Origin of the sequence: Streptomyces sp. HP-A2021 (genome assembly GCF_022807935.1) — a bacterium.
Classification (GTDB): Bacteria; Actinomycetota; Actinomycetes; order Streptomycetales; family Streptomycetaceae; genus Streptomyces; species Streptomyces afghaniensis.
The window spans coordinates 491,186-509,379 of sequence record NZ_CP094344.1 but is presented as its reverse complement, the minus strand read 5'-3'; the positions used below and the strand labels follow the sequence as shown (position 1 = coordinate 509,379).

Sequence of the window (18,194 nt, the reverse complement as noted above, 5' to 3'; positions counted from 1 at the left end):
AGGGCGACTGAGCACCGTGAGCCTTCCTGTGGAAACCGACGTCACCGGTGCGGTCCGGGGCGCGCTCCTGAGCGGTGAGTACCTGCCGCGACAGCACCTGATCGAGGCGGACCTCTGCGAACGGTTCGGCGCCGGCCCCGCCGACGTCAGGTCGGCACTCCGGCTGCTGGCGGTGGAGGGGCTGATCGCCGCTCGTACGACGGAGCGGGTCGGCCGGGCGCAGGCCGAACAACTGCGTGGCATCGGCGCGAGCATGGCTAGGGCGGTCGCCGACGGCGAACTGATGACGTACAGCGACCTCAACGCCCGTCTGCACCGCTGTGTGCGCGACATCGCCGGCCACGAGACGGCCGACCAGGTTCTCGAACGGCTGCGGGCCCAGGTGGTGCGGCACCAATCCGTGCTCTCCCTGATGCCGGGACGGGCCCGTGTGTCGCTGCCCCAGCACCAGCGGATCATCGAGGCGATCATCGCCAAGGACCCGACGGCGGCCGAAGCGGCCATGCGGGACCATGGCGCCACCGCGGTGGAGGCCCTCCGGATGCTCGAAGCAGGTAGGCACCGCGCGAGCTGAGGCAGACGCCACGGTCACATTCCGTCGCCCGAGCCGGCTTCCTGGGCCGTCTTCCTGGCCCAGGCGGTCTCGAGCTTGCCGGTCGGGGTCCGCGGCAGTCTGTCCGTCAGGACGATGGAACGCGGCACCTTGTACCCGGCGAGACTCTGCCGGACCAGGTCGCGCAGTTCGTCGCCGGTGACGGTACTGCCCGGCCGGACCGCCACGACGGCCGCCACACGCTCGCCCCAGGTCTCGTCGGGGACGCCGACGACGGCACAGTCCGTCACCTCCGGATGCCCCAGCAGTACGTTCTCCACCTCCTGCGGGTGCACCTTCTCCCCGCCCGTGTTGATCACGCCCGAGCCGCGCCCGAGGAACCGGATCGCGCCGTCGGCCTCAAGTCGAGCCAAATCGCCGGGGATCGCGTACCGGACCCCCTCGATGGTGCGGTACGCCTTCGCGCTCTTCTCGGTGTCCTTGTAGTAGCCGAGCGGCATGGGCCCGCAATAGGCGAGGACGCCCGTCTCGTCGCTGCCTGGTTCGAGAAAGCGGTCATCGGAGCCGATCACCCGCGTCGCCGGAACGGGGCGGAAACGCGAGGGCAGATCCTCTACCGAGGAGGTGATCGCGAAGGCGAAAGGGCCCCCTTCGCTCGATGCGATGGCTTCGGTGATGGTGATGTCGGCACGTTCGTGCAGTGCCCTCTTGAGCGGATCGCTGAGCGCGGTGCCGGAGCTGATCATCCTGCGCAACGAGCGCAGGTCGTGCGGCGTCCCGGCTTTCTCAGCCCGCAGGAGTTCGTCGACGAGCGGGCGGCACACGGCGTTGCCCGCGATGATGGCCGTATCGACCCGCTGCTCGGCGATCATGTGCCAGACATGTTCCGGGTCGAGGCCGCCCGCTCGTGGGGTGACCGCCCGGCCTCCTGTCATCAGGGCGCCCATGGTGTTGAACAGCCCGGTGGCGTGCATCAGGGGTACGACGGGCATCGTGGTCGGCGCGCGGCCTTCGTGGCGTGCCTTGACGGCGACGGCCACGGCCTCGTCGAGGCTTGCGGGAAGTTCGGTGACTCCGAGCGGGTGGTAGAACGGGACCACGTGGGCGCGCAGCAGGTCGCTCAGCTGCCATATGACGCCCTTCGGCTTGCCCGTGGTCCCGCCGGTGTACATGAACAGCTGGTCCGTTCCGGGCCGTCGCTGAGGCTCGCGCGGCGGGTGCGCGGTCAGCAGCTCCTCCAGTTCGGGCACCGCGGGCCCGCCCGGACCGTCGGCGGGCGGCTCGCCCACCCTCACCAGCAGCTTCAGTGTGCGCACATGCTTCGCGGCATGCGTGACGCGGTCGGCCAGGGCGCCGCTGAAGACGACCGCGGCGGCGTCGGCGTCGGTCAGGAGTTCGGAAAGTTCCTCGCCGGTGTAGCGGTAGTTGGCGTTCACCGGTATGGCACCGAGCTTGACGGCGGCGAAGACCGTCTCCAGGTAGGCGGCGCCGTTGTACAGATAGCAGGCCACGGTGTGGCCCTCGCCCACCCCGACGGCTTCCAGTGCGGCGGCCAGCCGTGACGCGCGCTCGTCGAACTCCCGGTACGTGGTCCCACGACCGGGTTCCGTGATGGCGACGGCATCGGGCAGCGCGCGGCAGACCGCCTCCCAGATCGTGCCGATGGACACGTTCACGTCTCGGACCTCCTCGTCCTCGATGGCTTACGCGGAGCGCACGGCTGAGCAGGCCGCTCGTAGGGCCCCGCGGATCCTTTCGGGGGAGTAACGATCCGCGGGGCGTCCTCTCAACCTAGGCAGGCGCCCTCCCCGCGGGGAACGCGAGCAATGACTGAAGCGGCTCGGCGCTTCGACCTGCCGACGAACAGGTCGAATGACGTAGGACCACCTCGAATACGCCGGGCTACGATGCTGTGGCCGGGCGCCCGTCGCCTTCGTCTCCGCACCGGCCGACGCGTACGACGCAGGCCCGCGGTTTTCGAACGCGTCCCTGTCGCACAGCAGGTCTGCGGGGCGGGTTCTTCGTCGATGTTGAGGGAGATCGGTCATGTCCGCGTCGCCGCTCGTGGGGTGGGACGACATCGCCGCCGTCGCGCCGGACGGCCTCGCCGTTCTGGACTGCGTGGGCCGGTTCGTACGGCTGAACCCGGCGGCGGCCGCGCTGCTTCGGGCGGACACAGAGGGCGACCTCATCGGTGCGCCGTCCCCGTTCACCCTGGTGGAGGGAGCCGCCGAGTGCCGCGCGGGGCTGCTGGAGGTCCGGTCGGACGAGCAGGTGGCCCACTGGGAGCCCGCCCGCGGACCCCGACGCGAGTTCGCGTACCGCGCCCGCAGTCTGCCGGCCGACCCGAAGTTGACGGTGGTGTCGTTCCGCGACGTCACCGACGAATGGCACCGGCAGCGCAGGATCGCGGCGATCGCCCGGACGTCGATCGCACTGGCCTCGGAGGGCTCGCTCGGCTCCACACTGGACGCTGTGGCCCAGCAGATCGTCCAGGCGGACGGCCTGGCGGGCGTGCAGATCCTCACCCTCGACAGCACAGGCCGGGAACTGCGGCTGATGGGCTCCGCGGGACTGCGCCACTGGGACGCGTTCCTCGACCGTCTGCTGGAGTGCCGTGACCGGGGCGCCCGGCTGTGCATGCTGGACACCCTGAAGGAGCGCAGGCCGATCGTCGTCCCGCACCGGTGGGCCCAGATCCTCGAGGACCCGGCCTGGGAACCGCTGCACGCTTACCTCGGGGAGCTGAACTGGGACTCCTTCGTCAGTGTGCCGTTGATGGCGCGCGGTCGTCCCGAAGGGGTGCTGAACGCCTACTTCGCCCCCGGGCAGGAGATCGGGAGCCGAACCCTGGAGTTCCTCGCCGCCATGGCGGAACAGGCCGCCCTCGCCGTCGACTACGCCACGCTGCTTCAGCGTGAGCGCGAGGGCGCCCGCCGCAACGAGCGTCAGCGCCTCGCCCGCGACCTGCACGACTCGATCGTGCAGCAGGTGTTCTCCATCGGCATGCAGGCCAACGCCGTGGGAGTGCTGGGCGCGCGGGACGAAGCGGTGCCGGCGGAAGCGGTCCGCGCCTTCGCGGACGAGGTCGGGACCCTCTCGCGAACCGTCCTCGCCGACCTGAGGGCCATGGTGCACGAACTACGTCCCGCCTCCTCCCTCCGGCTCGGCCTCGAGGACGCGGTGACCACGCTCGTCAAAAGCACCGAGAACCGGACGGGCCTCAGCATCCGGCTGGAGTGCGGACAGCAAGTGGACACGGTCGAACCGGAACTGGCCGAGGACATGTACCGGATCGTCGGGGAGGCCATCCACAACGTGGTCAAGCACGCGGAGGCCACCACCGTCACCATCCGCCTCGCCGTACACGACCACACCCTGACCGCCGCCATCCGCGACGACGGCCGCGGGGTCACGGAATCCGGCGGGCGACGGGCCGCACAGGAGAACGAGGACGGCGAGGCGGCCACTGTCACCGGACACCACGGCTACGGACTGAGGACCATGCGGGAAAGGACAGAGCGATGGGGCGGCACCATGAGGATCAGATCCGGCGCCAGGAGCGGCACGACCGTACGGGTCGTCATACCCCTTCCCGTACGAGTGCCGGAGTCGCCCCCGGGCTCGGAGGGATCAGGGAGCATCCCATCGGCGGTTCCGCTCCGGGGAACCGAGAACCCCGCCCGGTCCGGGTCCTGATCGTCGACGACCACGCCGTCGTACGCCGCGGAATCCGCGCCTACCTCGAAGTCCTGGACGACATGGAAGTGGCCGCGGAGGCCGCCGACGGCCAGGAGGCACTCACCAGGCTCGACGCGATGGCCGCTCACCAGGAACTGCCGGACGTGGTCCTGATCGACCTGCTCATGCCCAAGATGGACGGGGCGACGGCGATCGGAGCGATCAAGCAGCGCCACCCTGGTCTCCGACTTGTGGTGCTCACCAGCTTCGGCGAGATGGAACGCGTTCATGCGGCGCTCGCGCAGGGGGCCGCCGGCTACCTGCTCAAGGACGCCGACGCAAGCGAGGTGGTCGCCGCGATCCGCGCGGCCGCCCGGGGCGAGGTCTTCCTCGACCCCGAGGTGGCCAGAGGACTCACCCAGGAGATCGTTTCGCCGCCGACCGGGCTCGCCTCGCTCACCAGCCGGGAACGCGACGTCCTCGTGCTCGTCGCCGAGGGCCGCTCGAACCAGCAGATCGCCGACGAGCTGGTGATCAGCGAGCGCACCGCCCGCACCCACGTGAGCAACGTACTGCGCAAACTCCGGCTCACCTCCCGCACCCAGGCCGCGTTGCTCGCGGTGCGGCAAGGACTGGTGCCCCCGAAGGGCTGACCGCCCTGCCGACCGCGACGGATGTCCCGGACCGGCCGGGACACAGGTCGGCCGCAGGTGCCGTCATCAGCGGGATCCTCACGGGCCCAGGCGTTCCTACGCTCAGGGGAGTCGCCCTATCGCCCCCGTCCAGGAGGACAGCATGCTCGACGGCAAAGTCGCCATTGTCACAGGTTCGGGTCGAGGCCTGGGACGTTCCTATGCTCGCGCGATGGCCGCGGCGGGTGCCGCCGTCGTCGTGAACGACCTGGACGCCGATGTGGCCACGGAGACGGCCGACCTGATCACGGACGCGGGCGGAACGGCCGTCGCCCATGTCGGTGCGGTCGGAGGTTCCGAGTTCGCCGACGCGCTGGTGCGGCGCGCGGTCGACGAGTTCGGCCGACTGGACGTGATGGTCACCAACGCCGGTGCGCTGCGCGACCGGACCCTGCGCAACACCACCGACGACGACTTCGACCTCGTCGTCGACAGCCATCTGCGCGGTACGTTCACCTGCGGTCGCGCGGCGGCTGCCCGCTTCCGCGAACAGGGCGAGGGCGGTCGTCTCATCCTGGTGGGATCACCGGCTGGGCAGCGCGCCAGCTTCGGCCAGACCGCGTACTCGGCGTCCAAGGGCGCGATCGTCGCGATGACGCGCACCTGGGCGCTCGAGCTCGCGAAGATCGATGTCACCGTCAACGCCATCGTGCCGACCGCGCTGACCCGCATGGTGGCGACCATGCCCCGGGTCGGTGACCTCGTGGCGAAGGTCGATGCCGGGGAGCCCGTTCCCGACGCCATCCGGCGGCAGGGGCTGGGATCGCCGGAAGACGTGGCACCGGTGATCGTGTACCTCGCGTCCAAGGAGTCGGCCCACGTCACCGGACAGGCCATCGCGGCGGGAGGCGACCGGATCGCCCTGTGGACGCACCCCGGTGAGGTCGAGGAGCGGTTCGGGCGGGGCGGCTGGACCGCCGGATCGGTCGCGGAACTCTTCTCAGGCGCCTATGCGGACCGACTCCAGGACTTCAGGCCCACACCCCTCGATCTGGAAGCCGTTGAGGAGGCGTGACGCGCACGCGGCCCCTCCTACGGCCCTCAGGTCCGTGCCAGGGGCAAGTGGCTGCTCAGGTCTGCGGGACGGCCGCGACGCGGGCGAAATCCGCGCTGATGTCTCCCGCGGTCTGCAACAGCAGCGGTAGATGCTCCTCGACAAGCCGCTCGACCGATGTCTCGGCCGCGTGGCAGTTGACGTTGAGTGCCGCGATGACCTGGCCGGAGCCGTCACGCAACGGGGCGCGACCGACCGAATGCCGGGCGCCAGCTGTTGGTCCGTCAGCGCCCACCCACGAGCCCGCAGTCCAGGGCGCCTTCCTGACGAGCGGCCAGGTCTGCATGGCCGTCAAGCGGGTGTACGTCCACCGCTCCCGCTACGACGAACTCGTCGACGCGCTCTCCTCCGCCCTCGACACCCAGCGTGTGGGGCCCGGAGACGATCCTGCCTCGACCATGGGCCCCCTCAACAGCGCCGCCCAGCGCGACAAGGTGGCGGCCATGCTCGCCCAGGCGGCCGGAGCCGGAGCCGAGGTGCGGGAACTGGGCACCCTGGCCCCCGGCGTGGCCACCTCCAAGGGCCACTATCTGCGCCCCACCCTCGTCCTCGACCCGGACACCGGCCTGCGGATCGTCACCGAGGAACAATTCGGCCCCGCCCTGCCGATCCTGCCCTTCGACGACATCGATTCCGTGGTGGACCGGGTCAACAACGACTGGTCGGGGCTGTGCTCCTCGGTGTGGAGCGGCGATCCCGCCCGTGCGGCCGCCCTCGCGGAACGACTGCGTACCGGTACCACCTGGATCAATCACGCCAACGCTGTCGCGTGCGACGACCGGGCTCCGTTCGGCGGCTTCCGGCAGAGCGGTATCGGATGCGAGATGGGCCCCGAGGGTCTGCTCTCCTTCACCGAAGCGCACACCATCACGACGCACGGATAGAAACCGGGAGCACGGCTGGACCCGGCCCGCTTCGAGCGGACAGGGGCAAGCCGTGCTCCGGCCGTACGTCACACCAACGGCACGGACACCGCGTTGTAAGGGGTGTTCTCGTCCCGGCCCGGGGTGGTGAAGCGGGAGTTGGGCAGGTAAAGCCGACCCTTGTACGCGGCGGCCGTGGTGGGCAGGTCGAAGCGGTCGTCCCTGATCACCCCGATCGCGGTGCCCCTTGTGCCCGACCGGTTGAGCCGGATCACGTCCACCTGGTTGGGGTTGGGCTGGACCACGTAGAGAGTGCGGCCGATGAGCACCAGCCCGTCGCCGCTGGGCAGCGCCGTGTCACCCAGGTCCACCTTGCGGGCCACGCCGGTGCGGGGGTTGACGCGCATCAGCGAACCGCCCTCCACGGCCGCGTTGGTGACGAGCAGGGCGCTGCCGTCGGGGGTGAGTGAGATGCCGTTGGACGTGAAACCGGACTGCACCCAGTCACCGCTCAGCGTGAGGCTCTCCGGGGCGCCGATGCGGCCCTGCCTGCCCAGGGGCAGCTTGAACAGCCGCGCGCTGAACGACTCGGTGAACCAGGCGGCGTCGCGGGTGAGCAGGACGTCGTTGACGAAACTGTTCTCTCCGGCGACCACGTGGTTGGCGAGCAGCGCACCACTGTGCGCGTCCACGACCCGCAGTTCGCCACTGCTGCCGCCGGCCAGGAACAGCCGGCCCCAGGAGTCGACCTTCAGGCCGACCGTCATGCGCCCCAGGCCGCGGTGGACGACCTTGCCCTTGCCGTTCGCGAGGTTCACCCGGTACACGCCGCCGGTGGCGATCGATCCGAAGTAGGCGTACGGCGCGGAGCCGATCGCGACTCCCTCCGGCCCCCAGCCGTTGGGCAGCGAGAACTCCCCGGGCCAGGATCTGGCGGTGCCCGGGGCGGCCTGTGCCGTACCACCGATCAGGGCCGTCGCTCCCAGGGCGATGCCCGCGCCGAGAAGCTGCCTGCGTGCGAGAGAACTTGTCATCGATCGTCCTTCCACGGAAAACAAGACGGGCCGTGCCGGTCCGGCTGGGCTCCTGGGCCAATTCTTGAGAATTCAAGTATCTGTGCACAGCGACGAATGTCCTGACTCTCCTCGGTCCATCGGACGGAAAGCTGCCGGGCCGGTGGGAGCACGGACCGCGAAGGCGCGCCACTCGGCAGCAGGCCGACCTGACAAGGCTGAACGTCGTGCTCGGGATACGTCATTCGTCCTCACTTCCGGCGCTCGTCTCCCGGGTCTCTGTCCAGGCGGGCACCGCTGGGCCATCATCCGAAAACCTGTCGGCCGCAGTGGCGCGACCGGCGTGAGCACGGTGACGGCTGAGCGCCGCACCGGGAGGGCGAGCGGGCCATGAGCGTGCAGCGACCGCACATCGAACCGGGCAGGCTGTTCATCGGCGGAGAGTGGCGGGACGCGGAGTCCAAGCAGCGGCGCGACGTCATCGACCCGTCCACCGGCAAAGTCGTCACCTCGGTCGCGGAGGCCGACGGGACCGATCTCGCCGTCGCGGTGGCCGCCGCCCGCGAGGCCTTCGACGCGGGGCCGTGGCCCCGGACGCCGGCCCGCGAGCGGGCCCGCGTGTTGCACCGGGTGGCCGATCTGGTGCGCGAACGGGCGGACGAGCTCGCCGCCGTGGAGAGCCTCGACGTCGGCAAGCCCGTCTCGTTCAGCCGGGGGGTGGACGTGGAGACCGTGGCCGAGACGTACGAGTACTACTCGGCGCTGGCGCAGTCGGTCGACGGGGCCACGCGAGAGATCCCCCTCCCCTCCCACGCCTACACCCGCAGGGAGCCCATCGGCGTGGTGGGAGCGATCACCCCGTTCAACTTCCCGTTGATCCTGAGCACGTCGAAGTTCGCCCCCGCCCTGGCGGCCGGCAACACCATCGTCCACAAACCGGCCGACGAGACCCCCCTCAGCGCGCTGCTGATGGCGGAGATCCTCGCCGACGCCGGCGTTCCCGCGGGAGTGGTGAACGTCGTCACCGGCAGCGGCCCCGTCCTGGGTGAGGCACTGCTGCGTCATCCGGGCGTCGACAAGATCGCCTTTACCGGGTCGACGAGGGTCGGCCGCCTGGCGGCGAGCACGGCAGGCGAGCAACTCAAACCGGTCACCATGGAGTTGGGTGGCAACGCGCCGCACATCGTCTTCGAGGACGCCGACGTCGGGAAGGCGATCGGCGCGATCATCAAGGCCTTCGTCTTCAACACCGGACAGTTCTGCATGGGCGGACCCCGGCTGCTGGTCCACCGGTCCCTGTACGACACCACGCTGGGCATCCTCGCCGACGCGGTTCCGGCGGTCCCCGTCGGCGACCCCTTCGACCCGGTCACAGTCGTCGGGCCGATGGCCGGCGAGCGGCACGTGGAGAACGTCGAGCGCTTCGTGAAAGCGGCCGTCGAGGACGGCGGCCGCATCGTCGTCGGCGGTGAGCGCTTGGAACTCAACGGCGGTTACTACTTCAAGCCCACCGTCATCGCCGGCCTGGACAACGACGCCCGCACCGTCCAGGAGGAGATCTTCGGCCCGGTGCTGACGGTTCAGCCCTTCGGCACCGAGGAAGAGGCGATCGCGCTGGCGAACGGCACGCCGTACGGACTCGCCGCCGGTCTGCAGACCTCCGACCTGGCGCGCGCCCATCGGGTCGCCGCGCGACTGGACGCCGGCATCGTCTGGGTCAACGACTGGGCCATGCTCGATCCCGCCGTGCCCTTCGGGGGCGTCAAGCAGTCCGGCTACGGACGCGAATCCGGGCCGGAGGCGCTGCAGGCGTACACGAGGACCAAGTCGGTCGTTATTTCCCTCGTCTGACCCTTCGACAGGGCCGGCTCCGAGCGCCCGGCCGCCGCCGGCGGGCCCTCCCGGCCGGATCGGCCGGGTGAACTCCGTCCCCGGCTCTTGAGAGCCGGAGGTGAGCCGGGGGCATGGCGGCCTGGCAGTAGGAGTTGTCGCCCGGTCCGTGGACGCCACCGTTGAAGGTGACCTGGTACGGGCGCTTCGGCGCGAAACGGCGGGCGGTGGCGAAGCCGACCGCGTGCTCGTTGTGCATGCCGCTGACGACCCCGGCGCTCAGGTGCCGGCTCAGACCGTGGTCGGTGCTCAGGCCTGAAGAGGGAATGGGCGGTGAGGTCGGCACGGGACCAAGGCGGTGGCCTGCGGCGGTGGATCGCCCTCGACGGCCTCAGCTCCTGCCTGAGCGGCGTCACTTTGCAGGAAGGCGAGCCCGCAGCTATCCTCATATTCAACAATGCGACTAGGTGCCTAGTTGTTTAGCGATGGCCGTGTGCCACTTCCATCAGCAGCGTTGACGAGAGGCGGTCGGCCCCGTGTCGAGCAGTGTGTATCTGCGCTATGTCGCCCTGGGCGACAGTCATACCGAGGGGCTCGGGGACGGCGACGACGTCCGTGGTCTTCGGGGCTGGGCGGACCGGCTCGCCGAGCAGGTAGCCCGCCACAGCCCCGGCCTGCTCTACGCCAACCTCGCGGTGCGCGGCCGTAAGGCCGGTCAGGTGCGCGCCGAGCAGCTGGCTCCGGCTCTCGCGATGCGGCCCGACCTCGCCACCGTGGTGGCTGGGGTCAATGACGTGTTGCGCCCGGGCTGCGACCTCGACGAGGTGGCCGGCCATGTCGAGGCGATGTTCGCCGCCCTCACGGCGCAGGGCGCCACCGTCGCGACCCTCATGTTTCCCGATGTCGGGCGTATCACGCCGTTGGCCCGCCCGATCGGTCACCGTGTTCTCGCACTCAACGCGCGCATCCGGGAGGCCGCCGACCGCCACGGCGTGGTGGTGGCGGAGACGGCCGCGCACGCGGCGGCGACCGATCCGCGGTTGTGGAGTGCTGACCGGCTGCACGCCGGTCCGCTGGGACACATGCGCATCGCGGCTGCCGTGGCCCAGGCGCTCGGTCTGCCGGGCAGCGACGACAAGTGGACCCTTCCCCTTCCGGCCGAGGGGACAGACATCTCTGTCTGGAGGGCCGTGGGTGCCGAACTGCGCTGGGCCGGCACCTTCCTCGGCCCTTGGGTCGGCCGCCGCCTGCGTGGCCGCTCCTCCGGTGACGGCCGCCAGGCCAAGCGGCCGGCGCTGCTTCCGGTGGCCGCGTCCGCTGGGGACACCTCCCCATCGGTGTGATGCTCTGGCCTGCGACGACGCCGGCGGCTCCTCGTGCTGAACTGTTCTTCACCGGACGGGAGCTGGAAATGAGTGACATCCATCCCTTCGCGTACTGCGCGCGGAGCGTCTGCGGATCGTCAGCGACGTGGTCGTAGGCGTCGTGGCACTGCTGTTCACCGTGTTCTACGTCAGTCCAACATCGACCCCGCCAGTCACCTCCACCCTTCGGCGTGACCCGGTTCTGCGACCGCGAGGGACTGCATCGCAATCCCGCCGACAAGGAACCGCAGCCGGTCCTCGCTCGGACACAGACCGACGACCCCTGAGAGGCCGGGCTCTCACGACCTTCCAGCTCCCCAGTTGACTAACTGTGTGGGTGGGGCCGCCGTAGTCAGCCGTCGGCCCGGAGCGCGGCCGTGCGCTGTTCGAGCCTGCGCAGCGCCATGTCTCCCCACTGGAGGTTCTCCCGCTCGAACGACATCCCGCGCAGCAGGGTGAGATACGGGCCGATGCGCTCGGCCTCGGCGAAGTACGCCTCCTCAGAGCGCCCGTCGAGCAGACGCTGCCGGAGCCGCTCGTAGCGGGCCAGCTTGGCGGTGGCCCACTCCATGCGCTCGGCGATTGCGGTCCGGACCGCTTCCATGTCGCCCGCGTCCAGGCACTGCACCTTGACAAGCAACTCGTCCCGGATCACCGCCGGTTTACCCAAGGGCTCGGTGGTGTAGGCGTGGACGGCCTTCCGCCCGGCCTCCGTCAAGGAGAACAGTCGCTTGTTGGGGCGGCGCTCCTGCTCGACGACGCGGGCCGTGACCAGTCCTTCGGCCTCCATGCGATCCAGCTCCCGGTAGAGCTGCTGAGGCGTCGACATCCAGAAGTTGGCGACCGTCGCGTCGAACGCCTTCGCGAGGTCGTACCCGGACGCCTCGCCCTCCAGCAGCGCGGCCATCACCGCGTTCCGCAAAGCCATGAATGCACGGTAGCAGATTAATCAACAAAGTGACTAAGAGTCACGCCTTCCCTATGGACAAGCTCTAACGTGGCTTCTACTCTACAACGCACCTATTCACATTTCTGAGTATCAGAGGTGGGCTCATGCATCCCTTCCGCAAGGCCGTCGAGAGCGGCGACCTGGACGCTGTGGCCGCTCTGCTGGCCGACGACGTCGTCTTCACCAGCCCCGTCACCTTCAAGCCGTACCCGGGCAAGGCGATCACCGCGGCGATCCTGCGCGGCGTGCTCCGGGTCTTCGAGGACTTCACCTACATCCGTGAGATCGCCAATTCCGACGGCCGCGATCACGCCTTCGTCTTCACCGCCACTGTCGCCGGCAAGCAGCTCCAGGGATGCGACTTCCTGCACTTCGACGACGACGGGAAGATCGACGAGTTCACGGTGATGGTGCGCCCGCTCTCCGCCGCCCAGGCGCTCGGCGAGGCCATGGGCGCCCAGTTCGAGCAGATCGCCCGAGAGGCCGCCGAACAGTAACCACGACGACGGACTTCGACGCGGTGGTCATCGGCGCGGGGCAACGCCGGACTGGCCGCCGCCACCCTCCAACGCTGGGACTGCGCACCCTCCTGGCGGAGCGCCACAACGTCTCCGGCGGCTGCGCCACCTCCTTTCGACGAGGCCGCTTGGAGTCCGGGACGGCGCTGCACCAGCTGTCCGGAGTCGGCCTGGAACTCCAGCCGTACACACCCTGCCGAAGAGCACGAACGAACTGTCCGGTGTCGTCACCGGTCACTGAACCTCGCCCTCACGTCGACCAGGCCTCGTCCCACTGGTCCAGCAGGACGTCGGCCGTTGCTCCGTCGGCGTCGGATGCCGGGCCGTGGAGCGACTGCTCCGTCCAGATCACCTTGCCGCGGGCCGTGTAGCGGGTGCCCCACCGCCGGGAGAACTGGGCGACGAGGAACAGCCCTCGTCCGCCCTCGTCGGTGGTGGCGGCCCGACGCAGATGGGGTGAGGTGCTGCTGCCGTCGGCGACCTCGCAGATCAGGCTGTCGCGGTCGTGCAGCATCCGCAGCCGGATCGGCCCGGTGCCGTAGCGGATGGCGTTGGTGACCAACTCGCTGATCACCAACTCGGTGGTGAAGGCCATCTCGTCCAGCCCCCAGGCTCCGAGCCGGCGGGTGACGTCCGCCCGGATCCCGGCGACGGCCGCGGGATCGCCCGGGACGTTCCATTCGGCGACCCGGGAGGGATCGAGCAGGTGGGTACGGGCGACGAGCAGCGCGATGTCGTCGCCGGGGCTTGCCGGAAGCAGGGTGTCGAAGACGTCCCGGCAGATCTCCTCCGGACTCCGGCCCGGGCGCGCCAGGGCATCACGCAGCGCTTCCAGGCCGATGTCGACGCCCCGATCCCGGTCCTCGACCAGCCCATCTGTGTACAGGACCAGCCTGGACCCCTCGGGCAAGGTGACTTCGGCGGTTTCGAAGGGCTCCCCGCCGCCCAGCCCGAGCGGCGGGGAGCCCGGCACCCGCAGGTACTCCACCGTGCCGTCGGGGTGCACCAGAGCCGGCTCCGGATGCCCGGAGCGGGCCAGCGAGCACTGCCCGGAGGACGGGTCGTAGACCGCGTAGAGGCAGGTGGCTCCCGTGACGCCCTTGTCGTCCCGCTCAGCGCTCTCGTCGCCGTCGATCCGGGCGACCAGCTCGTCCAGGTGACCGAGAAGCTCGTCCGGTGACAGGTCCAGGGCGGAGAAGGTGTGCACCGCCGCGCGCAACTGGCCCATGGTGGCCGCGGCGTGGAGGCCGTGTCCGACCACGTCGCCGACCACCAGCGCGACCCGGGCGCCGGGCAGCGGGATGACGTCGAACCAGTCGCCGCCGACTCCGTCCAGAGCGGGCAGGTAACGGTGGGCGACCTCCACGGCCGGGTGGTCGGGCAGGGACCCCGGCAGCAGACTGCGTTGGAGCGTCTCGGCCAGGGCGTGCTCGCGGGTGTAGCGGCGGGCGTTGTCGATGGCCACCGCGGCCCGGGCGACCAGTTCCTCGGCGAAGGCCAGATCCTCCTCCTCGAAGGGAGGGGCCTCGGAGCGCCAGAAGCTCGCCATGCCCAGGACGCCGCCGCGGGCCCGGAGCGGCACGGTGATCAGGGAGTGGAAGCCGTGGTCCAGCACACGCCGTGCGCGGTCAGGGTCCTGGGCGGCCATCCAGTCTCCGGAGGCGGCCAGGTCGGCCTCCAGGACGGCGTGGCCGCGCTCGACACCGACGGCCGTGGGCGAGGTGGGGACAAAGCGGATCAGCTCACCGAGGGCGTGAAGCGTCCGGGCACCCTCGACGCCGTGCACCGCCGCGCGACGCATCTCGGAGCCGGGCCCGGCCGGCTCCTCACCCCGAAGGACCGGGTCCAGCAGGTCGACGGTGGCGGCGTCGGCGAACCGGGGGACCGCCACCTCGGTCAGCTCCTGCGCCGTGCTCGTCACATCCAGCGTGGTGCCGATCCGCACCCCCGCCTCGTACAGCAGCCGAAGCCGCTCCCGGGCCACCTCCGCCCGGCCCGCCAAGGCCCGCAGCTCCGTCGTGTCGCGCAGCGTGACCACGCTGCCCGCCGGCCCGCCGTCGGGGTCGACCGGCCGCATGTTGACCGCCAGCAGCCGGTCGCCGGCCAGGTGCACCTCGTCGGTGGCCACCCGGCCCGATCCCAGCAACCGGGCGGTGCCCGCCTCAAGGCCCAGGTCGGCGACACGGCGTTCCTCGGCATCCGGGGGCAGCGCCAGCAACCGCCGCGCCTCGTCGTTGGCCAGCAGGAGCCGTCCGTCACCCCCGACGATCAGCACCCCTTCCCGCACCGCGTGCAGCACCGCGTCGTGATGCTCGTACATGCGGGTCATCTCGGACGGGTCCAGGCCGTGGGTCTGCCGCCGCAGGCGCCGGGAGACCAACGCCGTCCCACTCGCCGAGACCACCAGCGCGCCGCCGGCGAAACCGAGCAGCTGCGGCAGTTGGCCCTGCACCACCTCGTCCACGCTGTCGACCGTGATGCCGGCCGACACAAAACCGACGATGGCCTTCCCGCCGGTGTCGTGGACGGGGACCGTCGAGTCCACGGAGAGGCCGAGACTGCCCTCGAAGGTCTGGGTGAAGGGTCTGTCGGCCGCAGCGCCCTCGCGAAGCGCGTAGATGTGCTTCCCGATCAGTGCCGGGTCCGGGTGGGTCCAGCGGAAGCCGTTCGGATCGAACGCGACGACGTAGTCGACCCCGGACTCCTTGCGGGCTTGCTCCGCACGCGGTTGCATCAGCGCACGGGGGTCGTCGGACTTCATGGCCTCCAGCGTCCCCGGGGCGTGCGCGAAGGCCTGGGCGACGCCGAAGGCCAGCTGCCGGGCCTCCTGCATGCTCGCGCTCCGGGCCTGGAACACGAGGGCCGCACCCGCGGCCGCGGCGAACAGAACCATGATCGCCAGCTGCAGCAGGAACACCTGGCCCGCGACGCTGCGTACCCGGGGCAGGGCGGTCGAGCTCGGCCTGCTGTACGGGCGGAACCGAGACACCGAGAGCCGACCGGAACGAGTGGCCATATGACTTTTCCTATCTTTCACCGCTCCATGTGCCTCGAGCTCAGGTGCGTGCCCATGCCTGCCAGCGCCTGGTCACGGCATCTCCGTTCTCGACCCACCACTCGACGTCCAGGTCGAAACCGGATTGCAGGTGTCCGGGAGAGCTGGCCAGGGGCGCGGCGGCGGTCTCGGTGAGGTGTGCGTAGGCGGCAGGCACCACGGGGCCCTCGGGGTGGATCCGTGCGAAGTGGGCCTGCACTTCGGGCCGCAGGGCGAAGTCGATCAGCCGATAGGCGGCCTCCGGATTCGCTGCGCCTTTGGGGATGCCGTAGCCGTTGCTCTGCCTGCGGGCCCCGTTCCACGCGTACGCGAGCGGGGAACCGTCCTTGACCGGACTCTGGACGCGGCCGTTCCAGACGCTGGAGGCCACGACCTTCCTACGGCCCAGCAGCTCACCCGGTACGCCGCCGCTCTCCCAGAACGTCAGCTCGGAACCCTTGATGTCGTCGAGGGCCGCGAAGGCGCGGTCCACGTCGAGGGGATACAGCTTGTCGAGTGGCACGCCGTCGGCAAGGAGGGCGAACTCCAGTTCCGGCCAGTCCAGCGCGCCCTGCAACGCGCGCCTGCCCGGGAATTGCCCGGTGCTCCAGAAGTCCGCCCAGGACTCGGGCCTTTTCCCGCCGAAGGCGTCGGTACGGTATGCCAGGACGCTGGCCCAATAGTTCTTTCCCACGCCATGAGAGGTCAACAGGGACTCGGCGATGCCGGCGTTCCTGGCGTTCTTCAGCCGGTCGTAGTCGAGTTCCTCTGAAACTCCCTCATGCTTGAAGAGCGCCAAGTGGGTCATGTTGATGTCCATGACATCGAACCGGGGGCGGCCTTCCTTGATCTGGGCGATCATCTGCTCGTGCAGGATGTTCACCACCTTGATCTGGATACCGGTCTCCCTGGAGAACGGGTCGTAGACGGCCCTTCGGTTCGCCGCTCCGTACGTGCCGCCGATGTCGCGGACGACGAGTGGTCCGCTGCTCTTGGTCCTGGTGGTGCCCCGGTCGGAGCGGGGGCTGCATGCGGTGAGCGAAACGGCGGCGACGCCTGCCGCGGCTCCTCCCCTCAGGAATGCTCTGCGGTCGATCCCGTTTTCTCTCACCCTCTTCCTCCTGTGGATCTAGGTGGGGGCAGTGTGGGGAGGGCGGATTCACGCGCAAGGCGCTTCCCTGCTCAGTGTCCTGACCATTCACCACGGGATCATCATTTCGGAAGAGATCTTCCTCGGTGAAGGTTGTGCAAGTATGCAGGCAATGTCATTCCTGTGCCAGGGCCTGGGTGAGCCTTTCGATTCGGTCGTGGAGGCGCTCCACGTAATGCTCGGACTCCGGCTTCATCAGGACGCTGCGGAGAATGCGCGCGCCCTCGGCGTCCGCGGTGACCTTCGGGTGGCGGGCGGTGAAGGCCTCGCGGTCGGCCTTGAGGGTGCTGAGGAACACCGGATCGGGGCCGGACATGCCGTCGGCCAGGACGCGGGCCGACGCCGCGTCCACGGCGGTGAGGCGGGCCGGGTCGACGGCGGGGAAGTAGGTGACGATGTCCAGCTCGGGCTGCTGGTACAGCTCAAGGGCGTCGGATGCGCCGATCAGCTCGGCCCAGCGCAGGGCGGCCCGGCGGCCTGCCGCCAGGACGCGGCCGAGACCGTCGGGTGTGGGCGCGAGGAGCTGGAAGGTGAGCCACAGGGCGGCGGCCGAGGCGCCGGCGCGGGAGCACTCCAGGCTGATCTCGCCCAGGTGGAGCTCGGTGGAGGTGAAGTAGGTGTACGGCGAGTCGTGGAGGTAGAAGCGGCCCACCTCGGGATCGCGGAAGAGGACGGCGCCGCAGCCGTAGGGCTGGAGCCCGTGCTTGTGCGGGTCGACGACGACCGAGTCGCACCGGGCGATCGCCCGCCAGGGCTCGGGAGCGAGGCTTTCGGGTCCTTCGCCGCCGGCCAGCAGGGTGAAGAAACCGCCGTAGGCGGCGTCGACGTGGAGTCGGACGCCGTAGCGCTCTTTGAGGCGCAGGGCCTCGTGGACCGGGTCCACGGCCCCCAGGCCGGTGGTTCCGGTGGTCAGCACGACCGTGCCCACCCGGCCGCCGCGCAGCAGGTCCTCCAGCGCGTCGAGGTCCATGCGACCCAGGTCGTCCGTGGGGACCGCGTGTCCGTCCATGCCCAGCACACGGCACATGCGGCCGTGGGTGTAGTGGGCGTCGGCGCTGTAGGCGATGCCGAGGCCGGGGTGGAGCTCGCGGGCGACGAAAAGGGCTTCGAGGTTGGCGATCGTGCCGCTGGTGGTGAGGTGGCCGAGATGGGTGTCGTAGCCGAACATCGCGGCGAGCTGCGCGACGGCCTCGCGTTCCATGCGGGCGGTGGCGGGGCCGCCGTCCAGGGCGTGGTTGTTGGGGTTGATCAGCATGGCGGTGAGGTAGCCGACCACGGCCGCCGGGTGCGGAGGCTTGAGCATCTGTCCCGCGTAGTGCGGGTGGAAGAAGGGGTAGTTGTCCTTCAGCCGCCCCGTGAACTCCTCGAAGGCGGCGGCGAAGCGGTCGTCCTCGACGAGGAGGGACGGGTGCCGCTCGTAGGGCCCGAAGGTGTCGGCCCACTGCTGTATCGCGTCGTCGGCCCGGCCGAGCCAGTGCTGCAGGTCCATTGAT

The 18,194-nt window shown here is 70.1% G+C and carries 16 protein-coding genes; 9 read left to right on the top strand and 7 right to left on the bottom strand.

Translation table 11 applies throughout. From position 1 onward, the window contains the following. Positions 1–16 precede the first annotated feature (16 nt). A complete protein-coding gene (locus tag MQE23_RS02410; protein ID WP_243378068.1) occupies positions 17–574 on the top strand; it encodes an FCD domain-containing protein in 558 nt (185 codons plus the stop codon). A gap of 14 nt (positions 575–588) precedes the next feature. On the opposite strand, the gene MQE23_RS02405 is transcribed toward MQE23_RS02410, so the two are convergent. Continuing rightward, positions 589–2,229: an AMP-binding protein gene (locus tag MQE23_RS02405; protein ID WP_243378066.1), complete on the bottom strand. Its 1,641-nt coding sequence runs from the start codon at positions 2,227–2,229 to the stop codon at positions 589–591. 370 nt (positions 2,230–2,599) lie between these two features. On the opposite strand from MQE23_RS02405, the gene MQE23_RS02400 reads away from it, so the two are divergent. The 3 genes from MQE23_RS02400 to MQE23_RS02390 all read left to right on the top strand — a co-directional run bounded on the left by MQE23_RS02400 (position 2,600) and on the right by MQE23_RS02390 (position 5,941). Further along, positions 2,600–4,252 (top strand): ATP-binding protein, encoded by a 1,653-nt coding sequence (locus MQE23_RS02400; protein WP_020272021.1) that lies wholly within the window; start codon positions 2,600–2,602, stop codon positions 4,250–4,252. Continuing rightward, positions 4,201–4,887, top strand: coding sequence for a response regulator transcription factor (locus tag MQE23_RS02395; RefSeq protein WP_051185547.1), 687 nt, complete (start codon positions 4,201–4,203; stop codon positions 4,885–4,887). Before MQE23_RS02400 ends, MQE23_RS02395 begins: the two co-directional genes overlap by 52 nt. Before the next feature lie 142 nt (positions 4,888–5,029). Next, entirely contained in the window at positions 5,030–5,941 is a 912-nt protein-coding gene (locus tag MQE23_RS02390) for an SDR family oxidoreductase (RefSeq protein WP_037668630.1), read from the top strand. A 55-nt stretch (positions 5,942–5,996) separates the two neighbouring features. Here MQE23_RS02390 and MQE23_RS02385 read toward each other — a convergent pair whose 3' ends face one another. Further along, the gene (locus tag MQE23_RS02385; protein WP_020272018.1) at positions 5,997–6,161 is read right to left on the bottom strand and encodes a hypothetical protein; all 165 of its coding nucleotides are present in this window, start codon (positions 6,159–6,161) and stop codon (positions 5,997–5,999) included. A 103-nt stretch (positions 6,162–6,264) separates the two neighbouring features. Between MQE23_RS02385 and MQE23_RS02380 the strand changes: the two genes are divergently transcribed. Further along, positions 6,265–6,864, top strand: a complete 600-nt coding sequence (locus tag MQE23_RS02380; RefSeq protein WP_243378064.1) for an aldehyde dehydrogenase family protein — start codon at positions 6,265–6,267, stop codon at positions 6,862–6,864. A 68-nt stretch (positions 6,865–6,932) separates the two neighbouring features. On the opposite strand, the gene MQE23_RS02375 is transcribed toward MQE23_RS02380, so the two are convergent. Then, positions 6,933–7,877, bottom strand: a complete 945-nt coding sequence (locus MQE23_RS02375) for a hypothetical protein (protein ID WP_020272016.1) — start codon at positions 7,875–7,877, stop codon at positions 6,933–6,935. Between the two features lie 369 nt (positions 7,878–8,246). On the opposite strand from MQE23_RS02375, the gene MQE23_RS02370 reads away from it, so the two are divergent. The 3 genes from MQE23_RS02370 (at position 8,247) to MQE23_RS02360 (ending at position 11,029) form a co-directional block, all read left to right on the top strand. Next, positions 8,247–9,707: an aldehyde dehydrogenase family protein gene (locus MQE23_RS02370; RefSeq protein WP_243378062.1), complete on the top strand. Its 1,461-nt coding sequence runs from the start codon at positions 8,247–8,249 to the stop codon at positions 9,705–9,707. A gap of 148 nt (positions 9,708–9,855) precedes the next feature. Next, positions 9,856–10,005: a hypothetical protein gene (locus tag MQE23_RS02365; RefSeq protein WP_154693880.1), complete on the top strand. Its 150-nt coding sequence runs from the start codon at positions 9,856–9,858 to the stop codon at positions 10,003–10,005. A gap of 217 nt (positions 10,006–10,222) precedes the next feature. Continuing rightward, complete coding sequence (locus MQE23_RS02360; protein WP_243378060.1) at positions 10,223–11,029, top strand: SGNH/GDSL hydrolase family protein; 807 nt, start codon at positions 10,223–10,225, stop codon at positions 11,027–11,029. A gap of 373 nt (positions 11,030–11,402) precedes the next feature. On the opposite strand, the gene MQE23_RS02355 is transcribed toward MQE23_RS02360, so the two are convergent. Further along, on the bottom strand, positions 11,403–11,978 hold the full coding sequence (locus tag MQE23_RS02355; protein WP_020269985.1) for a PadR family transcriptional regulator: 576 nt from the start codon (positions 11,976–11,978) through the stop codon (positions 11,403–11,405). A 125-nt stretch (positions 11,979–12,103) separates the two neighbouring features. On the opposite strand from MQE23_RS02355, the gene MQE23_RS02350 reads away from it, so the two are divergent. Next, on the top strand, positions 12,104–12,496 hold the full coding sequence (locus tag MQE23_RS02350) for a nuclear transport factor 2 family protein (protein ID WP_020269986.1): 393 nt from the start codon (positions 12,104–12,106) through the stop codon (positions 12,494–12,496). 271 nt (positions 12,497–12,767) lie between these two features. Here MQE23_RS02350 and MQE23_RS02345 read toward each other — a convergent pair whose 3' ends face one another. The 3 genes from MQE23_RS02345 to MQE23_RS02335 all read right to left on the bottom strand — a co-directional run bounded on the left by MQE23_RS02345 (position 12,768) and on the right by MQE23_RS02335 (position 18,190). Beyond that, positions 12,768–15,410 (bottom strand): SpoIIE family protein phosphatase, encoded by a 2,643-nt coding sequence (locus tag MQE23_RS02345; RefSeq protein ID WP_243382451.1) that lies wholly within the window; start codon positions 15,408–15,410, stop codon positions 12,768–12,770. Positions 15,411–15,573: 163 nt separating this feature from the next. After that, the gene (locus MQE23_RS02340) at positions 15,574–16,662 is read right to left on the bottom strand and encodes an ABC transporter substrate-binding protein (RefSeq protein WP_243378058.1); all 1,089 of its coding nucleotides are present in this window, start codon (positions 16,660–16,662) and stop codon (positions 15,574–15,576) included. A gap of 154 nt (positions 16,663–16,816) precedes the next feature. Further along, positions 16,817–18,190 carry an aminotransferase class I/II-fold pyridoxal phosphate-dependent enzyme gene (locus MQE23_RS02335; RefSeq protein ID WP_020269989.1) on the bottom strand — a complete coding sequence of 458 codons (1,374 nt, stop codon included), beginning with the start codon at positions 18,188–18,190 and terminating at the stop codon, positions 16,817–16,819. Between the last annotated feature and the right edge of the window lie 4 nt (positions 18,191–18,194).